Below are 16,249 nucleotides of genomic sequence, written 5' to 3'. Positions count from 1 at the left end.
CCGAGGTGGCCCGGACCGAGGCGGTCCGCGCTGAGGGAGTCCGCACCGGAGGAGTGTGCATGGACATCGAGCATCCGAAGCGGTTCGCGGCGTCCGCGCCGGACCGGCCAGCTGTGATCATCGGCGATCGGGTGTTGTCGTACGGGGAGCTGGAGCGGCGATCCAACCAGGTGGCGCAGGCGCTGAGGTCGTCCGGGCTCGGCGTCGGCAGCCACCTCGCCGTACTGATGGAGAACCGGACGGAGTACTTCGAGGTGGTCTGGGCGGCACTGCGCGCCGGCCTCCTGGTGACTCCGATCAACTGGCATCTGTCGGCCGCCGAGGCCGGGTACATCGTCTCCGACTGCGGTGCCGCCGCGCTGGTCGTGTCCGCGCCCCGGGCCGACGTGGCCGCCGGGATCGACGCCCCGGCGCTGAAGGTGCGGCTCGCCGTCGGCGGGCCGGTCGAAGGGTTCGACTCGTACGAGGAGGTCACCGGCGCCCAACCGGCGTCGCCGGTCGACGACGAGTGCGAGGGCAACTGGATGTTCTACTCGTCGGGCACCACCGGCCGGCCCAAGGGGATCACACCGGCGAGTGTCGGTGGCCCGGTCGGCGCGGGCGACCAGTTCACCGGGATGGTCAGGTTCCTGTACGGCGCCGACGAGTCGACGCGTTACCTGAGCCCGGCGCCGCTCTACCATGCCGCGCCGCTGGCCTGGGCGACCGCGGTCCACCGGATCGGCGGCACGGTCATCGCCACCGAGCGGTTCGACGCGCTCGAGTTCCTCCGGCTCGTCGAGCGGCACCGGGTGACCTTGAGTCAGGTGGTACCGACGCACCTCGTCCGGCTGCTGAAGCTGCCCGCGGCGGACCGGGCCCGGTTCGACCTGTCCAGCCTGCGGACGCTCGTGCACGCCGCGGCGCCCTGCCCGCCCGAGGTCAAGCGGGCCGTCCTGGACTGGCTCGGGCCGGTCGTGTACGAGTACTACTCCGGCAGCGAGGGAGTCGGGTTCTGCGCCATCGGTCCCGAGGAGTGGCTCGCCCACCCGGGCTCGGTCGGCAGGTCGCTGCTGGCCCCGGTGCACATCGTCGACGGGGACGGCAACGAGGTGCCGCCGCGCACCGAGGGCCGGGTGTACTTCGAGGTGGCTCGGCCGTTCGCGTACCACGGTGACCCGGAGCGGACGGCCGGCGCGTTCGACGAACGCGGGTGGGGCACCTTCGGCGAGGTCGGCTGGGTGGACGAGGACGGCTACCTCTACCTCGCCGACCGGGTGTCGAACATGATCATCTCGGGTGGCGTGAACATCTACCCACGCGAGGTCGAGGACGTGCTGATCCTCCACCCCGCCGTCACGGATGTCGTCGTGATCGGCGTGCCGGACGCCGAGATGGGCGAGTCGGTGCGCGCGGTCGTCCAGCCGGCGGAGCCCCCCGCCGACACCGCTGTGCTCGAGGCGGAGCTCATCGCGTTCGCCCGGGACCGCGTCGCCCACTACAAGTGTCCCCGCTCGGTCGTGTTCCTGGCCGAGCTGCCGCGCCTGCTGACCGGCAAGGTCGCGCGGCGCCTGTTACCCCCGGAGGTTACCGCGTGACCACTGTGATCGAACGCGACCGGCTGCTCGTCGGCGGCCGCTGGCGCGAGCCCGCCTCGCCCGGCCTGATCGAGGTCCGCTCGCCGCACGACCAGCGCCTCGTGGCCACCGTCCCGGAGGCCGGCCAGGCTGACGTCGACGCGGCCGTCACCGCGGCACGGGCCGTCCTGGCGGATGGCGACTGGGCGGCGACCACCGGCGGCGAACGCGCCGGCCTGATCCGCAAGGTGTCCGGCGGGCTGCAGGCCCGGGCCGAGGAGCTGGCCGGGCTGGTCACCGACGAGATGGGCGCGCCGGCGAAGTTCTCGATCTTCGGCCAGGCCATCAGCCCCGCGCTCATCCTGGACGGCTTCGCGGACGTCGCCGAGCGGTTCGCCTTCACCGAGGAGCGGGCCGGCGTGATGGGGCCCTGCCTGGTGCAGAAGGTGCCGGTCGGGGTGGCGGCCGGGATCGTGCCGTGGAACGTACCGATCTTCATCTCGTGCATGAAGCTCGGCGCGGCGCTGGCGGCCGGCGCCCCGATCATCCTGAAGCCGGCCCCGGAGGCGCCGCTGAGCTCGTTCCTGCTCGCCGAGGTGCTCCTCGACGCCGGCATCCCGGCGGGTGTGGTGAGCGTGCTGCCCGGCGGTGCCGACCTCGGTCGGTACCTGGTCGCCCACCCGGGTGTCGACAAGGTGTCGTTCACGGGGAGCAGCGCGGCCGGCCGGACGGTCGGGGCCACCTGCGGGGAGCTCGTGAAGCGGTGCACGCTGGAGCTCGGCGGCAAGTCGGCCGGCATCATTCTCGACGACGCCGACCTGGCGACCGTCGTCCCACAGCTGCTCGACTCCGCGCTGCAGAACAACGGTCAGGTCTGCGCCGCGCAGAGCCGCGTGCTGGCCCCGGCCGCGCGCTACGACGAGGTCGTCGACGCGCTCGCCGACCACGTGCGGGCGCTGGTCGTCGGTGACCCGCGCGACCCCGGCACCGACGTCGGCCCGGTCGTCTCCGCCCGCCAGCGGGACCGGGTCGAGGGCTACATCGCCGACGGCCGGGCCGGTGACGCCCGGCTGGTGGTCGGCGGCGGCCGCCCCGCCGGCCTCGACCCCGGCTTCTACGTCGAGCCGACGCTGTTCGCCGACGTCGACAACGCCAGCCGGATCGCCCGGGAGGAGATCTTCGGGCCGGTGGTGACGGTGATCCGGTACGAGGGCGAGGACGAGGCGGCGGCGATCGCCAACGACTCCGAGTACGGTCTGTCGGGCTCGGTGTGGACCGCCGACACCGCCCGCGGCGTCGCGCTGGCCAGCCGGATCCGGACCGGCACCTGCGCGGTCAACTCGATCGCGATCGTCGAGCCGCGCAGCCCGTTCGGCGGGTTCAAGCAGTCCGGGATCGGCCGGGAGATGGGCCCCGAGGGCGTCGAGGCCTACACCGAGACCAGGACGGTCGTCCTGCCCTTCGGTTGACTCCACCTACCGGGCCGGCTCCCGGCCTTCGTCCGTCCTGGCGGGGCTGCTCATCGCGGTGGGCCGCCCGCGGCGAGGCCCGCCCCGAACACATGCCGGCCGTTGATGATCGGGAGGTCGAGGAAGGTGCGTATCCCGGGCTCCGCCCGGCAGACCGGCCCGATCGCGTGCACGGCGTGCATCGCCGTGCCGAGACAGCCCTGGTCGTTCTCGTCCTCGCCGTGGACGGCGATCCTGGACTCGAGCACCATCGACGGCTGGCCCTCGACGGTGACCCGCCAGCCCCGGCCGGTGGGCCAGTCCGGTGCCTGCCCGTGTCCGACGCGGGTGACGTGCTCGATGGTCAGCGCCCGGCGGCCCCCGATGACGGCGGTGCAGGAGAACCGCTGCGCCGAGACGGTTCCGGCCTCGATGCGACCGGCACTGATGTCGAACGCCGTGTCGGTGACGGCCACCGCCCGGTCGTAGACGAGGTCGTCGATAGTGGCCCCGAGGCCGTCGGCGACCATCATGATCGGTGCCCGGAAGACGCCTCCGGCCAACACCGGGTCGGACATCGGTACGGCGGCGCCGGGTGCCCGCCCGAAGCCCATAATGTCGAAGAGCATGTCGGCGCTGTCGTAGGTGGAGTAGTCGAGCAGCTCCTGGACGAGCAGGGAGTCGATCCGCCGGAACAGCGGGGACATGGTGAGGGGCAGCACCTCGGCTGCCCAGCCGGGTTCGATGCCGGTGCCGTGGAAGGACGTCCCGCCCTCGGCGCAGGCGGCCTCGAGCCGTTCGACGACGCGGCGGCCCGCGCTGCGCGGGTAGATGTGCGCCGTCACCGCCGTCGACACCACGTTCTTGCCCGCCGCGAGCAGCCGGCAGATGTCGTCGAGGGCTCCGGCCGGGTTCATCTCGCCCTGTGCCATGTACAGGACGCAGTCGGCGTCGAGGGCGACGATCTCGTCCCGGTCCCGGGTCGCCGGCACCCCGAGGTCGCCGACGCCGCAGATCTCGCCGACGTCCCGGCCGGCCTTCGCGTCGCTGTAGACCAGCGCGCCCACCAGCTTGAGCTCGGGATGCCGGCAGAGGGCCGCGACCGCGTGCCGGCCCACGTTTCCCGTCCCCCACTGGATCACTCGAAGCACAGCCACCTCCCGGTCCCGTTGTGGATCTGACCCTGGCCGGGGCGCCGACCGCGACGGCCGCGCCGGGGCCGTCGGTGTGCGGGAGTCCGCGTCGTCGCTCTCGCCCGGACGACCGGATGAGTCGTGTCCGCGATTGCCGCCAAGGCCCGTTACCTGGCCGCGGGTACGCAAGATATCTAGAGGTTAACGTGAACGCAATGGGGTGGCCGGATCGGCGCGGACCGGATCGCGGTGGGGCCGGTGGATGGCGGGCACCGTCCGGCTGTGCGTGGCCGGCGGAGTTCCGGCGATGGTGGCGCGGGTCGCCGTGGCGAACCGGATGCCTCCGAATGCGACTGGAAAAGTTTAGATATTATCGCCTAGACTCCGGGTGACCGAGGAGTCCGCGGGGGCCGAAACGGAGAGGACGCGCGATGGAGCTCGACTTCGGAGCGATCGACGCCGACAACCACTACTACGAGTCGATCGACGCGTTCACCCGGCACCTCGACCCCCGGTTCAAGACCCGGGGCGTCCGGGTCGTCACCGAAGGTAGGCGGACGCACATCCTCATCGGTGGGCGGGTCAATCGGTTCATCCCGAACCCGACGTTCAACCCGATCGTCGTGCCCGGCTGCCTCGACCCGCTGTTCCGTGGCCAGGTGCCCGAGGGGGTCGACCCGAGAACGCTGATGCGGGTCGAGCCGCTCAAGGGGGAGTACCAGGGCCGTGATGAGCGCGTCGCGGTGGCGGAGAGCCAGGGCCTCGACGCCGTCCTGCTGTTCCCGACCCTGGGCTGCGGCGTCGAGGAGGCGCTGAAGCACGACGTGGACGCGACGATGGCGAGCCTGTCGGCGTTCAACCGGTGGCTCGAGGAGGACTGGGGCTTCGTCCACCGCGGCCGTCTCGTGTCGGCGCCCATGCTTTCGCTGGCCGATCCGGAGGCGGCGCTGGCCGAGCTTGACAGCCTCGTCGAACGTGGCGCCCGCATCGTGCACATCCGGCCCGCGCCGGTGCCGGGCCGGCACGGCACGTCGCGGTCGCTGGGTGACCGCGCGCACGACCCGGTCTGGGCCAGGCTGGCGGAGGCCTCGATCCCGGTGGCCTTCCATCTCGGGGACAGCGGCTACAACGCCTTCACCGCCATGTGGGGAGGGTCCGCCAACTTCGAGGGCTACGGCAGGGTCAACACGCTGAGCAAGATCCTCGTCTCCGACCGGGCCATCCACGACACCGTCGCCTCCCTGGTCGTCGACGGGGTCCTCCACCGCCATCCGACCCTGCGCGTCGCGAGTGTCGAGAACGGCTCTGACTGGGTGTCGCTGCTGGTCAGGCGGTTGCGGAAGCAGGCGAACCAGACGCCGTGGGACTTCCCGGAGGAGCCCCTCGAGGCGATCCGCCGCAGTGTCTGGGTGACCCCGTACTACGAGGAGGACCTGCCGGTGCTGGCCGAGCTCATCGGGGTCGAGCGCGTGCTGTTCGGCTCCGACTGGCCGCACGGCGAGGGGCTCGAGCAGCCCCTGGACTTCCTCAAGGAGCTCGACGGCTTCAGCGGGGCCGAGGTGCGCAGGATCATGCGGGACAACGCGATCGAGCTCCTCGGCTCCGCGCCGCTCTGACGGCGCGGTCGCTCGGGCAGCGCGGTCACCCCGGTGCCCTGGCCGAGTCGCCGCCCGGGCGACCGGTGGCGAGGTTGGTCAGGCGGGCCACGCCACCGTCTTGGTCTCGGTGAAGATCTCCAGGCCCTCGATGCCGCACTGACGTCCGACACCGGACTGTTTGTAGCCGCCGAACGGGGCGTCGGCGCCGTACCACAGGCCGCCGTTGATGCCGAGCGTCCCGGTGCGGATCCGGCGTGCCACCGCCTTGGCCCGGTCCAGGCCACCCGACGTGATCACCCCGGACAGCCCGTACGGGGAGTCGTTGGCGATGCGGATCGCGTCCTCGTCGTCCTCGAAGCCGATCACCACGAGGACCGGCCCGAAGATCTCCTCCTGCGCGATCGTCATCCCGGGCTCGACGTCGGCGAACAGCGTCGGCTCCACGAAGTACCCGCGGGTGAGGTCCGACGGCACGCCGCCGCCCACCACGACGCGCGCACCCTCCCGGCGGCCCTTCTCGATGTAGCCCAGGACCCGCTCCTGCTGCCGCTTCGAGACCTGCGGACCCTGCAGCACGGACGGATCGGTCGGGTCGCCGTACCGGACGTCCTCGAACGCCGCCCGGGCCAGTTCGACCGCCTCGTCGTAGCGCGAGTTCGGGACCAGCAGCCGGGTCGGCATCGCGCAGCCCTGACCGCCGTGCATGCAGACCATCGCGGCGGGCGGTACGGCCTTGGCGAGGTCGGCGTCGGCGAGGACGAGATTGACCGACTTGCCGCCCAGCTCGAGGAAGGTGGGCTTCACCGTGCCGGCGGCCGCGGCCATGACGCGGCGCCCGGTCGCCGTCGAACGGTGAAGGCGACCATGTCGACGAGAGGGGAGGTGGACAGGACCTCGCCGACGAGGTGGTCGGAGGACGGAACGATGTTCACGACGCCCGGTGGGATGTCGGTGTGCTCGGCGATCAGCCGGCCGATGCGGGTGGCGTTCCAGGGGGTGTCCGGCGCCGGCTTGAGTACGCAGGTGTTACCCATGGCGAGGACGGGCCCGAGCTTGTTGAGCGCGATCTCGAACGGGAAGTTCCACGGCACGATCACGCCGACCACGCCGAGGGGCTCCTTCCAGACCTCGCGGGCGGACGGGAACCCGAACCCGAAGGCGTCCTTCGGGGGGAGCGTGCGCGACCAGGGGAACGACTCGATCATCTCCGCCGGCCAGCGCAACGCCTCACGCAGCGGGGCGTCGAGCTGCGGCCCGTAGGTCGTGATCACGGGGCATCCGACCTCGGCGACGAGCTCGGCGCGCAGGTCCTCGGCCTCGCGCTCAAGGGCCGCCTGCAGTTGCAGCAGAGCGGCGTGGCGGCCGGCGTGGTCACGGGACCACGCGGTCTGGTCGAACGCGGCGCGGGCCGCGGCGACGGCCCGCGCCATGTCGGCGGGGGAACCGTCGGCCGTGGTGCCGAGCACCTCCTCGGTGGCCGGGTTGACGTTGTCGAAGACGCGGCCGCTCGTGGCCTCGACGAGGCTGCCGTCGATCAGCATGCGGTGCTCGGGCATCAGTCCTCCAGGGAAGCTGACGTCGTGGACTGGCGGCCGACGTTACCGCATCGAAGCCAATAGATCTATATATATATGCGGTGGCAGAGGGTTGGGTGGACGGCATCCGCTCACCAGGTTTCTGTGGCGGCCGGCCTGCTCCGTCGCCGAGTCGGGATCGCACCGCCTGGAAAAAATGTATATGTTTTGGTAGCCTCTGACTGTGCGGATCGTGCTGCCATGGACCTGAAGCCATGGACCTGAAGCTCAGTGCGGAACAGCGGGCGCTCGTCGCCTCGTTCGCCGAGCTGCTCGCGAAGCATGCCCCGCCGGAACGGGTGCGGGCCGCCGAGCCGGTGGGCTTCGATCCGGTGCTCTGGGCGGTGCTGCGCGACGTCGGAGTGGTCGAGATGGCCGTCCCGGAGGAGCACGGTGGCTGGGGAGCGGCGCTTCTCGACCTCGTCCTGGTGGCCGAGCAGGTCGGAGCCGCGGTCGCGCCGGCGCCCGTCGTCGAGACGCAGGCCGCAGCCTCGCTGCTCGCTGTTCTGGCCGGCGTCGGCCTGGCCGGCGCCGTCGACGCCAGCGACGTCGACACCGACGCGGCGCGTACCGCGCTGACGACCGCCCTGCGCGGGGAGCGGCTGGTGACGCTGGCCGTGCGCCCGGCGCACGGCGGCACGGCGTCACTCGTGCCGGCGGCGGCGGTCGCCGACGACACCATCGTCCTCGACGGCGAGCGGCTGCTGCTCGTGCCGCTGCGCGACGGGACGCGCCGCGCCGTCGCCAACCTCGCCTCCGCCCCGCTCGCGGACGTCACCCTGGACGCCGATGCGGTCGAGCTCGTGCGCGGCCCGGCGGCGGTTGCCGCCTTCGAGGCCGCGCTCGACGACTGGCTGGTGCTGACCGCCGGCGGGCTCGTCGGGGTGGCCGCGGCGGCGCACCGGGCCACCTGCGAGTACGCGCGGGAGCGGCGGGCGTGGGACATGCCGATCGGTGCCAACCAGGCAGTGTCGCATCCGTTGGCGAACGGCGCGACGGCCCTGGACGGCGCCCGGTTGCTGGCGGTCAGGGCGGCCGCGGAGCCGGGGCGGGGATCGCCTCGCGCCCGCGAGCTGGCCGCGATGGCCTTCGCCTTCGCGGCGGAGACCGCCCGGCAGGTGACCTACGACGCCGTCCACTTTCACGGCGGCTACGGCTTCATGTTCGAGTACGACCTCCAGCTGTACTACCGGCGGGCGAGGGGCTGGGCGCGTGTGTGGGGCGAGCCGCGGGACGCCTATCGGCGGGCGGCCCGGGCCCGGTACGGCGGCGACACGGAGGTCTGAGCGCGTGGATTTCGAACTGGACGAATCCGTGTCGGCGTTCCGTACCGAGGTACAGGAGTTCCTCGCGCGGGAGCTGACGCCCGAACTCGACGAGCGGGTGTACCGCAGCGGCGTGTCACACGACGCGACCTTCGCCCGGCGGCTGGCCGAGCGCGGCTGGGTCGGTCCGGGCTGGGAGCGTGACGACGGCCACCGGCGGCTGAACCCCTACGAGGTTCACGTCCTCGAGGAGGAGCTGACGAGGGCGGAGGCGCCGATCTACGCCGTCGCCACCACGGAGATGGTCGCCAACGTCATCCGGGTGGTCGGCTCGGCGGAGCTCAGGGCCGAGATCCTCCCGCGGTTCCTGCGCGGTGAGCTCACCATCGCGCTGGGCATGACCGAACCCGAGGCGGGCTCCGACGTCGCCGGTGTGCGTACCCGGGCCCGCCGCGACGGCGACCGCTGGATCGTGGACGGCCAGAAGATGTTCACGACCAACGGTCACGTCACCGACTACATCTTCCTGCTCACCCGCACCCGTCCCGACGGCCCGAGGCACGCCGGCCTCACCTTGTTCCTGGTGCGGCTCGACCAGCCCGGCATCGATGTACAGGCCGTGTACACCCTCTCCGGGGAGCGGACGAACATCGTGTTCCTCAGCGGGGTGGCGGTCGAGGACCGCTGGCGTATCGGCCAGGTCGACGGCGGGTGGCGGGCGCTGATGCTCGCGCTCCAGGACGAGCACTCCGCCGCGTTCAGCCCGCACCTGGACCGCCTGCTCGGGGCGGTGGAGGAGTGGGCACGCGCCAGCGGGCGGCTGGACGAGCCCGATGTGCAGGCGCGGCTCGGTCGCTGGGCGACCGCGCTCGAGGTCGCCCGGCTGCTGGAGCTGCGCACCACCTGGATGAGCGCCACCGGGCAGGTCCCGGTGGCCGAGGGCCCCATGTCGAAGCTGTTCAGCACCGAATCCCTGGTTGACGCCGCCGAGGACCTGACCGAGCTGGTCGGGCCGGACGCCCTGCGTAGCCGGCTCGACCCCACGGCGCTCGCCGACGGCCGCATCGAGCACGCCCTGCGGTTCTCGCTCGGCACGGCGATCTACGCGGGCACCAGCGAGATCCAGCGCAACATCATCGCTGCGCAGGCCTGCCGCCTGCCCCGGAGCCGGCACCCGTCCGGCTGACAGACGCCGCGCCCACGAGGTGTCGATCTCGGCGACGGCAGTGGCCGGGCGGTGGGGGAGACCACGGTCACGGTCATGCGTTCAGCGAGTCCGGCCTGCCGATCCTGATGCTGCTGGACAAGATGAAGGGCCGCTGGGCCGGTAACCAGCCGCTGCGTGCGGACGAATATCAGTACTGATGTTGCATCAGGTCGATGACTGATTTGGCGCCCTGGGCAAGCAGCACCTTTCCCACCGTCGTCATGTGTTCTTTCCAGTGTTCTTCCGCGCCGGCGGCGTCGCCCGCCTCGATTAGGGCTGCCAGTCGGGCCTGGGAACGCAGCCCACGTAGCCGGGTGTCCGTGGTGTCTTTTCCGTCCTCGGGTTGGCTGACCGCGGCGACGGCTCGGCCGACAATTTCGTTGAGCATTTCCGCGACAATGCCCAGGGTCTGGTTTCCGGCCAGTTCGACGAGTCGGGCGTGAAAACGCGAGTTGGCGTTCCCGAACGCCTCGGGGTCGTCGATCACCTCGAGCTGCTCGGCGGTGAGCCGCCGTAGTTCGTTGGCCGCCGCGAGACGACCCCGGGACGTGGCGACAAGCCGTGCGGCGACCGGTTCGAGCAGGCTACGGGCAGCGTGGACGTCCGCGAGCGGCACGTTGCGGGCCTGGAGCACGAGGGCCGCGGTGCGCGCCGTCATCCGCTGGTCGGGCCGATGGGCGACGATTCCGCCGAGGACACCGCGTTTGACCGAGATCAGCCCCTCGGTCTCGAGTATGCGCAGTGCTTCGCGCAGGGATGGGCGGGAGACCCCGAAGCGTTCCACCAGGTCCGGCTCGTGGCCGAGCGATTCTCCCTCCGAAAGATCGCCCTGGACGATGAGCTGTCGAAGCTCGTCGGCAATGCGCTGGGGCTTTTCGCGCAGCGTCGCCCGGTCGCGATTCCGTGTTTTTCTCGACTCGGCCACCATGATCGACCTTCTCTCCCTCGGCCGCTTCCGGTAGCCGACATGGACCTGATGTGCAGGGTGGTGCACCCGCTGTTATGCCTCGACGGCCCGCTATGGCTCGACACCGCTCGGTGGACCAGTTTTTGCGGTTGACCCAGCTTACCGGGGCCAGACGATACGGAGTTGACAGCCGGGTGCGACCCGGCCCGAGGCCGTAAGCACGGACCTCGGGACCCCGTTGAGACCGGCCGCTACCTGGACACCAACGGTGTGGACGTCGACGGTCATGCGCGGCGTTCCGCCGGGCCGACGCCGAGGACGGCGCTGTGCAGGGCGTCGAGGTCGGTCAGGTCGGCCAGGACGGCGTCGGCGCCGACGGCGGCCAGAGCGGCGGCGGTGGTGGCGCCGGTGGCGACGCCGACGGCCCGGACGCCGGCGTCGCGGGCGCCCTTCACGTCGTGCGGGGTGTCGCCGATGACGACGGTGCGGGCCGGCTCGAAGGTGAGGTCGTAGGCGGCCTCGGCCCGTTTGACCGCCTGCCGGACAAGCACGGCCCGGTCGCCGTCGTCATCCCCGTAGCCGCCGATGGTGAGGTCGAGGTGCTCCGTCAGGCCGAGGGCGCGGAGCTTCGCCGCCGCTACGGAACGGAGGTTGCCGGTCACCACTGACTGCACGACGGTCCCGCTCGGCAGGCCCGCGTGGTCGGCGAGGCTCGCGACGGCCGCCCGAGCGCCGGGCATCGGCTCGCCGATCTGTCGCATGCGTGCCTCGAGCCGCTCCGCGGCCAGCCCCATCGCCGTGTAGAGGGCGCTGAGAACCGCCTCGTCCACGGCGACGCCGTTGAGCCGCAGAGTGTCGCGGAGGATCGCGCGCTCGGTGCGGCCGGTCGTGTCCGCCCGTTCGCCGAGCGGACGGCCGACAACAGCCTCGAAGGCGGCGGCGTGGATCTCCCGGCCGAGCGGGCCGACGGTGAGCAGAGTCCGGTCGATGTCCCACAGGACGAGCGACGGCGTGGCCACCCGGCGATGATTCCACGGCGGCATCATCCGGTGCGCCGATACCCAGGGACGTTCGGCCACTCGGTGGTTGCTGGGATGCCCGGTGAGCTTCGTGGCAGGGTGGCGTCATGGGGACGTCAGACGGGGGCGGGGGCCACGAACGCCCGCTGCCGTCGGGCAACCGGGCCTCGCCCGTGGCTCTCGCGGCTACCCCGGCCACGTCGATGTCGGCACCGTGGCCATCGGTTCCGTTCGCGACCGGCCGTCCCGGGTACCGCGACGACCTGGCCGGCGCGGCGTCATCCCGGGCCAGCGCGGCGTTGGAGCGGTCGACCGTCCGGGCGCTCGCGGCGCTGCGGTCGGCCGGCCTCGTCCTGACACCGGTCTACCTCGCGGTGTGGAACTCCTGGTACGCGCACGAGGCCGCCGCGGTGGCGGTCGTCGTGGCGGCCTCCGCGTGGGGTGTCCTCTTCGTGGTCGTCAGCCTGCGCCACGGTGTGGGCGTGCCGCTCGCTGCCGGCACCGTCGTGGCTGCGGCCGCCCCCGCGGCGCTGAGCTCGGTCTGCCTGCCGCCGGCGTCCGCCGGTGACACCGGGAGCTGGGTGATGCTCGCCGTCTTCCACGCCGGGCTGACGGCGGCGTGGGCGCTGCCGCCGCGCGCGTTCGCCGCCGCCGAGACCGTTCTGGTGGTGTCGGTCGTCGTCGGCGGACATGACGGGCGGCCCCAGGTGTTCACCGCGGTCACCTTCACCCTGGTCGTGCCCGTCCTGTTCGCGCTCGCCGTGTGCCGCCTGCGCGAGTCGACCAGACGGGCGGACGACCGCCTCACCTCGGCGATGCTCGGCCACCGGGCCAGGGTGCTCGTGCTCGCGCTCGACCGTGACCGGCGGGAGCGTCAACGGCTGCTGCACGACACTGTCCTCAACATCCTGACGGGCATCGCCTGGGGCGGCGGGGACGATCTCGCGCTGGCGCGGCGCCGGTGCGCGGCCGGCGCCGCGGCGGTGCGCCACCTGCTCGCCCACGATCACGGCCCACCGGCCATCGGCCTGGACGCCGCTCTCGCCGCGGTGGTGAGCAGCGCCCGGGAACGCGGCCTGACCGTGCACCTGACCGGAACGGCGCCGCTCGAGGACGGGCAGCCGGCCGACGGGTATCCCGCTGCCGGGTATCCCGCTGCCGGTGAGGAGGCCGGCGGGCCGTCGGCGGCGGTCGTGGCCGCGCTGGCCGGCGCCACCGGTGAGGCGTTGGCCAACGTCGAGCGGCACGCGGGGACGGGCGAGGCGTGGGTGTGCCTGGAGCGGTCGCCACGGCGGCTGACGATCCGGGTGAGCGACCGGGGCGCCGGCTTCCAGCCGGGCAGATTCGCTCCCGACCGGCTCGGGGTGCGTCAGTCCGTCCTCGCGCGGGTCCGGGACGCCGGCGGCCTGGCGACGATCGACTCCGCGCCCGGGCGCGGCACCACCGTGACGCTGACCTGGCCGGACCACGGCGCGAACGCGGACCCGCGCCCGGCAGCCGGCGGCCCGGCCGCCGGCAGCAGCGCCGGCAGCGCCTCTGGTAGCCGGGCCGGTGCGGAGACCACGCGTGAGACGACCGCGGCGGACCTTCGGCACGACTACGCCGCCGGCCTGCGCGTGGTGATCGCCGCCCTCGCCATCGCCTGGCAGGTCCTGATGCTGCTGCCGCTGCTCGTCACGCTGGGACGGGTCCACTCCGCGGCCACGGCTGTCGGTGTCTGGCTGGTGCTCGCGGCCGCGACGGTCACCGTCGCGTCGGTGGTCCGCCGCCGTCCGCTGTCGGGGCCGGAGGCGGCCGGTGTGACGGCGCTGGCCATCGGGGCGGTGCTGGCCAGCGCCAACGTCGACGACGGCGACCTGCTGCGGGTGGTGAACTGGCCGCTGATCGCGGTGGGGTTGCTGGTCGCGTTCGTGACGGCGTCCCGGCGGGCGGTGGAGTCGCTCGCGGCGATGGCCGTCGTCGTGGCCGCCGTGGTCGCGACCGTCGTCGTCCGCGGCGTGATGGATCCGCTCACCGTCTCGCGGCTGCTCTCGCTCGCGTACGGAATCACCGGGCTTCAGCTGATCGTGGCCATGATGGGACCGTTGCTGCGGCGGACCGCCGACACCACCGCGCGGGCCGCCCGCGCCGAGGCGGAGACGGCCGCCGGCCGGGACTCCGACGTGATGATCCGCCGGGAGCGGGCGCGGTGGCTGGGCGCCATCCGCGACGACGTGTTGCCGACCCTCGACGCGCTCGCCGACGGGACAGCCGACCCGCGGGACCGCCGGTGGCGTCGGCAGTGTGCCCGGCAGGCGGGGGCGATCCGCCGCATGCTCGTCCAGGACGGTGCGGGCTCCACCCTGGCCATGCTCGCCGCCGACATCGAGGCGGTCGTCGCCGCCGCGGAGGGCCGCGGGATGACCGTCGAGGTGCAGGTCGCGGGGGAGCCGGCGAACATTCCGCTGGAGTTGCGGGCCGGGCTGGTCGACCTGCTCGACCGCACGCTCGCCGTGCTGCCGGAGAACCGGGCGCTGCTCACGCTGTGGAGTGACGCCGAGGGCGGCAGCGTCTTCGTCTCGGCAGCCTGGCCGGGCCAGACGGAGCCCCCCGCGCTGACCGGAGCCGTCCAGGCGATCGTCGATGTCGACGACGGGCGGCTCACGGTCGAGCTGCGCTGGGACACCCGTGGTCCCGAGGGTGCAGGCCGGCGGCCTGCCGACGCCGAGTGACATCGGCAGGCCGGTCATCCCGGTTGAGGCTGTGACAGCGGGCTGGCCGTCGTCTCAGTCCTCGATCGGCGTCACTCCGACCGCCTCGTACGTGGTGGGCCGGCCCTTCTCGTCCAGGGTCGTGATGAGACCGCCTCGGGAGCATTCCGCCGGGAGGGTCGGATAGGCCTTGCCGTTGCAGCGGAACCGCAGTCCGGTCGCGCCCGGCAGGTCCTTCTCCGGCATTGCCTTGATCTTGGCCGTGACGGTGGCCGGGGTGAGGTCGCCCGTGATCCCCTCGAGGGCGGAGTGGAGGGCGGAGACCGTGAGGTACATGCCGGCCGCGCCGGCCTCGGTCGTGTCGATGTCCTTGCCGTAGGTCTTCATCACGGCTTCGAAGAGGCGGACGGCTGGGTCGTCCGAGCCGAGCGGGGCGGTCGCCGTGACCGTCATGCCCTCCAGGAAGTCGCCGGGCACGGCTTCGCGGGTCGCGTCGGTGATGCAGTGCGCGATGGCCGCGAGCGGCCCGTCGTACCCGACCGCGCGCAGTCCGTTGAAGGCGCTGATGCAGAAGGCGTCGCTGCCCACCACCTGCACGATCCCGGGGTCGCCGCCGACGATGCTCTGCATCTGCGGCGTCATGTCGGCGGTGCCCGGCGGGACCAGGATGACGTCGAGCGCGATGCCCTGCTGCTCGAACTGAGGCCTGGTGAGCTGGTAGAGACCGGTGGTGACGGGCAGGTCGATCGCGATGACCGTCACCTTCTTGGCGCCCTCGTCCTTGGCCACCGTGATCGGCATGGTGACCAGGGGAAAGAACTGGTCACTGAGGGCGAAGGTCGAATCGCCGTCAGCCAACGACTTGGCGCCGTTGGCGGTATAGGACATCGACGGTACGTGCGCGGCGTGCAGGGGCTCCCAGATCTGCTCCCCGGCCCCGGAGGAGCCCATGACGACGGCGGTGACGTCCTCTTCGATCATCCGGTTCGCGCAGTCGGTGGCCTTGCCCGGGTCGGCCAGCGCCTCGCACTGCACGAGTTCGATGGGCCGGCCCGCGATGCCGGAGCCGTGCTCGTTGAGGTACTTGACGGTGGCCTCGGCGGTGGTGAACTCGTAGGACAGGTCCGCGGCGGGGCCCTGCCCGTCCGAGACGATACCGATCTTCACCGGGTCGCCCTTTGCCTGGGCCACCGGGCCCAGGATCTCGGCGGTGGTCCCGGTGTCGCCCGCCGTCCCGCCGCCCCCGTTGTCGTCACTGTCACCGCAGCCGGCGAGGAACAGGCTCCCGGCCAGGGCGCCTAACGCCCCTAACGCGGCTAAGCGCACGCCTACCGGCTGTCCCGGTTGCCGCCTGCGCGTCAACCTATCGAGCAGGATCCCCGACTTCTGCATGTTGATGTCCCTCGTCTCGCGTTGGGTGTGCTGTACCGCCGCCGGCCGGGACGGTGTGGTTCGTGGCGAGACCACAGGTCCCCGGGTCACCCGCCGCCGGCACGGTCGAGTTCCCGGCCAGCCGATCCCGTCGAATCGGACCGCCGGTCCGGTATGCAGGGAGCCACCGTACGGACCACCGGTCCGCCTCACAAGCGGAATCCGAAGAAAGACGCAGGTGACGATGGTCTGCACGGGCGAGCCGAGGCGGACGGATCGCTGCCGGTGGCCGTTCGGCGATCAGCACGGCGACGGCGGCTGCCCGGATACTGGGCGCGGGTGATGCGCCCGTGGACGAGTCCGCCGGGTAGCGGTCGCGTTATCGGAGTCGGGCCGGCTTCCGGTCTGGTTCCGGGCGGGGTGCGCGCCATTGTCCGGCGGTGGGGCCGGGAAACAGCGCGCGCAGGGCGGAGCCCGATAG

At 72.3% G+C, this 16,249-nt stretch carries 10 protein-coding genes and 1 pseudogene; 6 read left to right on the top strand and 5 right to left on the bottom strand.

The features are described from left to right. Window positions 1–59 precede the first annotated feature (59 nt). Together FMEAI12_RS07615 and FMEAI12_RS07610 are read left to right on the top strand one after the other, a co-directional pair. Window positions 60–1,577: an acyl-CoA synthetase gene (locus FMEAI12_RS07615; protein WP_165938785.1), complete on the top strand. Its 1,518-nt coding sequence runs from the start codon at window positions 60–62 to the stop codon at window positions 1,575–1,577. Continuing rightward, entirely contained in the window at window positions 1,574–3,025 is a 1,452-nt protein-coding gene (locus tag FMEAI12_RS07610; RefSeq protein WP_112105470.1) for an aldehyde dehydrogenase, read from the top strand. Before FMEAI12_RS07615 ends, FMEAI12_RS07610 begins: the two co-directional genes overlap by 4 nt. A gap of 50 nt (window positions 3,026–3,075) precedes the next feature. Here FMEAI12_RS07610 and FMEAI12_RS07605 read toward each other — a convergent pair whose 3' ends face one another. Continuing rightward, window positions 3,076–4,155: a dihydrodipicolinate reductase gene (locus FMEAI12_RS07605; protein WP_112105488.1), complete on the bottom strand. Its 1,080-nt coding sequence runs from the start codon at window positions 4,153–4,155 to the stop codon at window positions 3,076–3,078. 413 nt (window positions 4,156–4,568) lie between these two features. Here FMEAI12_RS07605 and FMEAI12_RS07600 point away from each other — a divergent pair, with 413 nt between their 5' ends. Continuing rightward, complete coding sequence (locus FMEAI12_RS07600; protein WP_112105469.1) at window positions 4,569–5,753, top strand: amidohydrolase family protein; 1,185 nt, start codon at window positions 4,569–4,571, stop codon at window positions 5,751–5,753. Window positions 5,754–5,831: 78 nt separating this feature from the next. Here FMEAI12_RS07600 and FMEAI12_RS07595 read toward each other — a convergent pair. Further along, a pseudogene (locus tag FMEAI12_RS07595) lies at window positions 5,832–7,291 on the bottom strand (aldehyde dehydrogenase family protein). 233 nt (window positions 7,292–7,524) lie between these two features. On the opposite strand from FMEAI12_RS07595, the gene FMEAI12_RS07590 reads away from it, so the two are divergent. Next, window positions 7,525–8,595, top strand: coding sequence for an acyl-CoA dehydrogenase family protein (locus tag FMEAI12_RS07590; RefSeq protein WP_112105468.1), 1,071 nt, complete (start codon window positions 7,525–7,527; stop codon window positions 8,593–8,595). A gap of 4 nt (window positions 8,596–8,599) precedes the next feature. Beyond that, a complete protein-coding gene (locus FMEAI12_RS07585; RefSeq protein WP_112105467.1) occupies window positions 8,600–9,760 on the top strand; it encodes an acyl-CoA dehydrogenase family protein in 1,161 nt (386 codons plus the stop codon). A 169-nt stretch (window positions 9,761–9,929) separates the two neighbouring features. On the opposite strand, the gene FMEAI12_RS07580 is transcribed toward FMEAI12_RS07585, so the two are convergent. Both FMEAI12_RS07580 and FMEAI12_RS07575 read right to left on the bottom strand, forming a co-directional pair. Further along, window positions 9,930–10,709, bottom strand: a complete 780-nt coding sequence (locus tag FMEAI12_RS07580) for a FadR/GntR family transcriptional regulator (RefSeq protein WP_112105466.1) — start codon at window positions 10,707–10,709, stop codon at window positions 9,930–9,932. A 263-nt stretch (window positions 10,710–10,972) separates the two neighbouring features. Continuing rightward, a complete protein-coding gene (locus FMEAI12_RS07575) occupies window positions 10,973–11,707 on the bottom strand; it encodes a haloacid dehalogenase-like hydrolase (RefSeq protein ID WP_200835213.1) in 735 nt (244 codons plus the stop codon). Window positions 11,708–11,814: 107 nt separating this feature from the next. Between FMEAI12_RS07575 and FMEAI12_RS07570 the strand changes: the two genes are divergently transcribed. Continuing rightward, complete coding sequence (locus tag FMEAI12_RS07570; RefSeq protein ID WP_112105464.1) at window positions 11,815–14,418, top strand: ATP-binding protein; 2,604 nt, start codon at window positions 11,815–11,817, stop codon at window positions 14,416–14,418. 54 nt (window positions 14,419–14,472) lie between these two features. Here FMEAI12_RS07570 and FMEAI12_RS07565 read toward each other — a convergent pair whose 3' ends face one another. Further along, window positions 14,473–15,723 (bottom strand): ABC transporter substrate-binding protein, encoded by a 1,251-nt coding sequence (locus FMEAI12_RS07565; protein WP_112105463.1) that lies wholly within the window; start codon window positions 15,721–15,723, stop codon window positions 14,473–14,475. Between the last annotated feature and the right edge of the window lie 526 nt (window positions 15,724–16,249).

Source organism: Parafrankia sp. Ea1.12, from assembly GCF_900465275.1.
GTDB lineage: Bacteria > Actinomycetota > Actinomycetes > Frankiales > Frankiaceae > Parafrankia > Parafrankia soli.
This window is presented reverse-complemented; position numbering and strand designations above follow the sequence as displayed.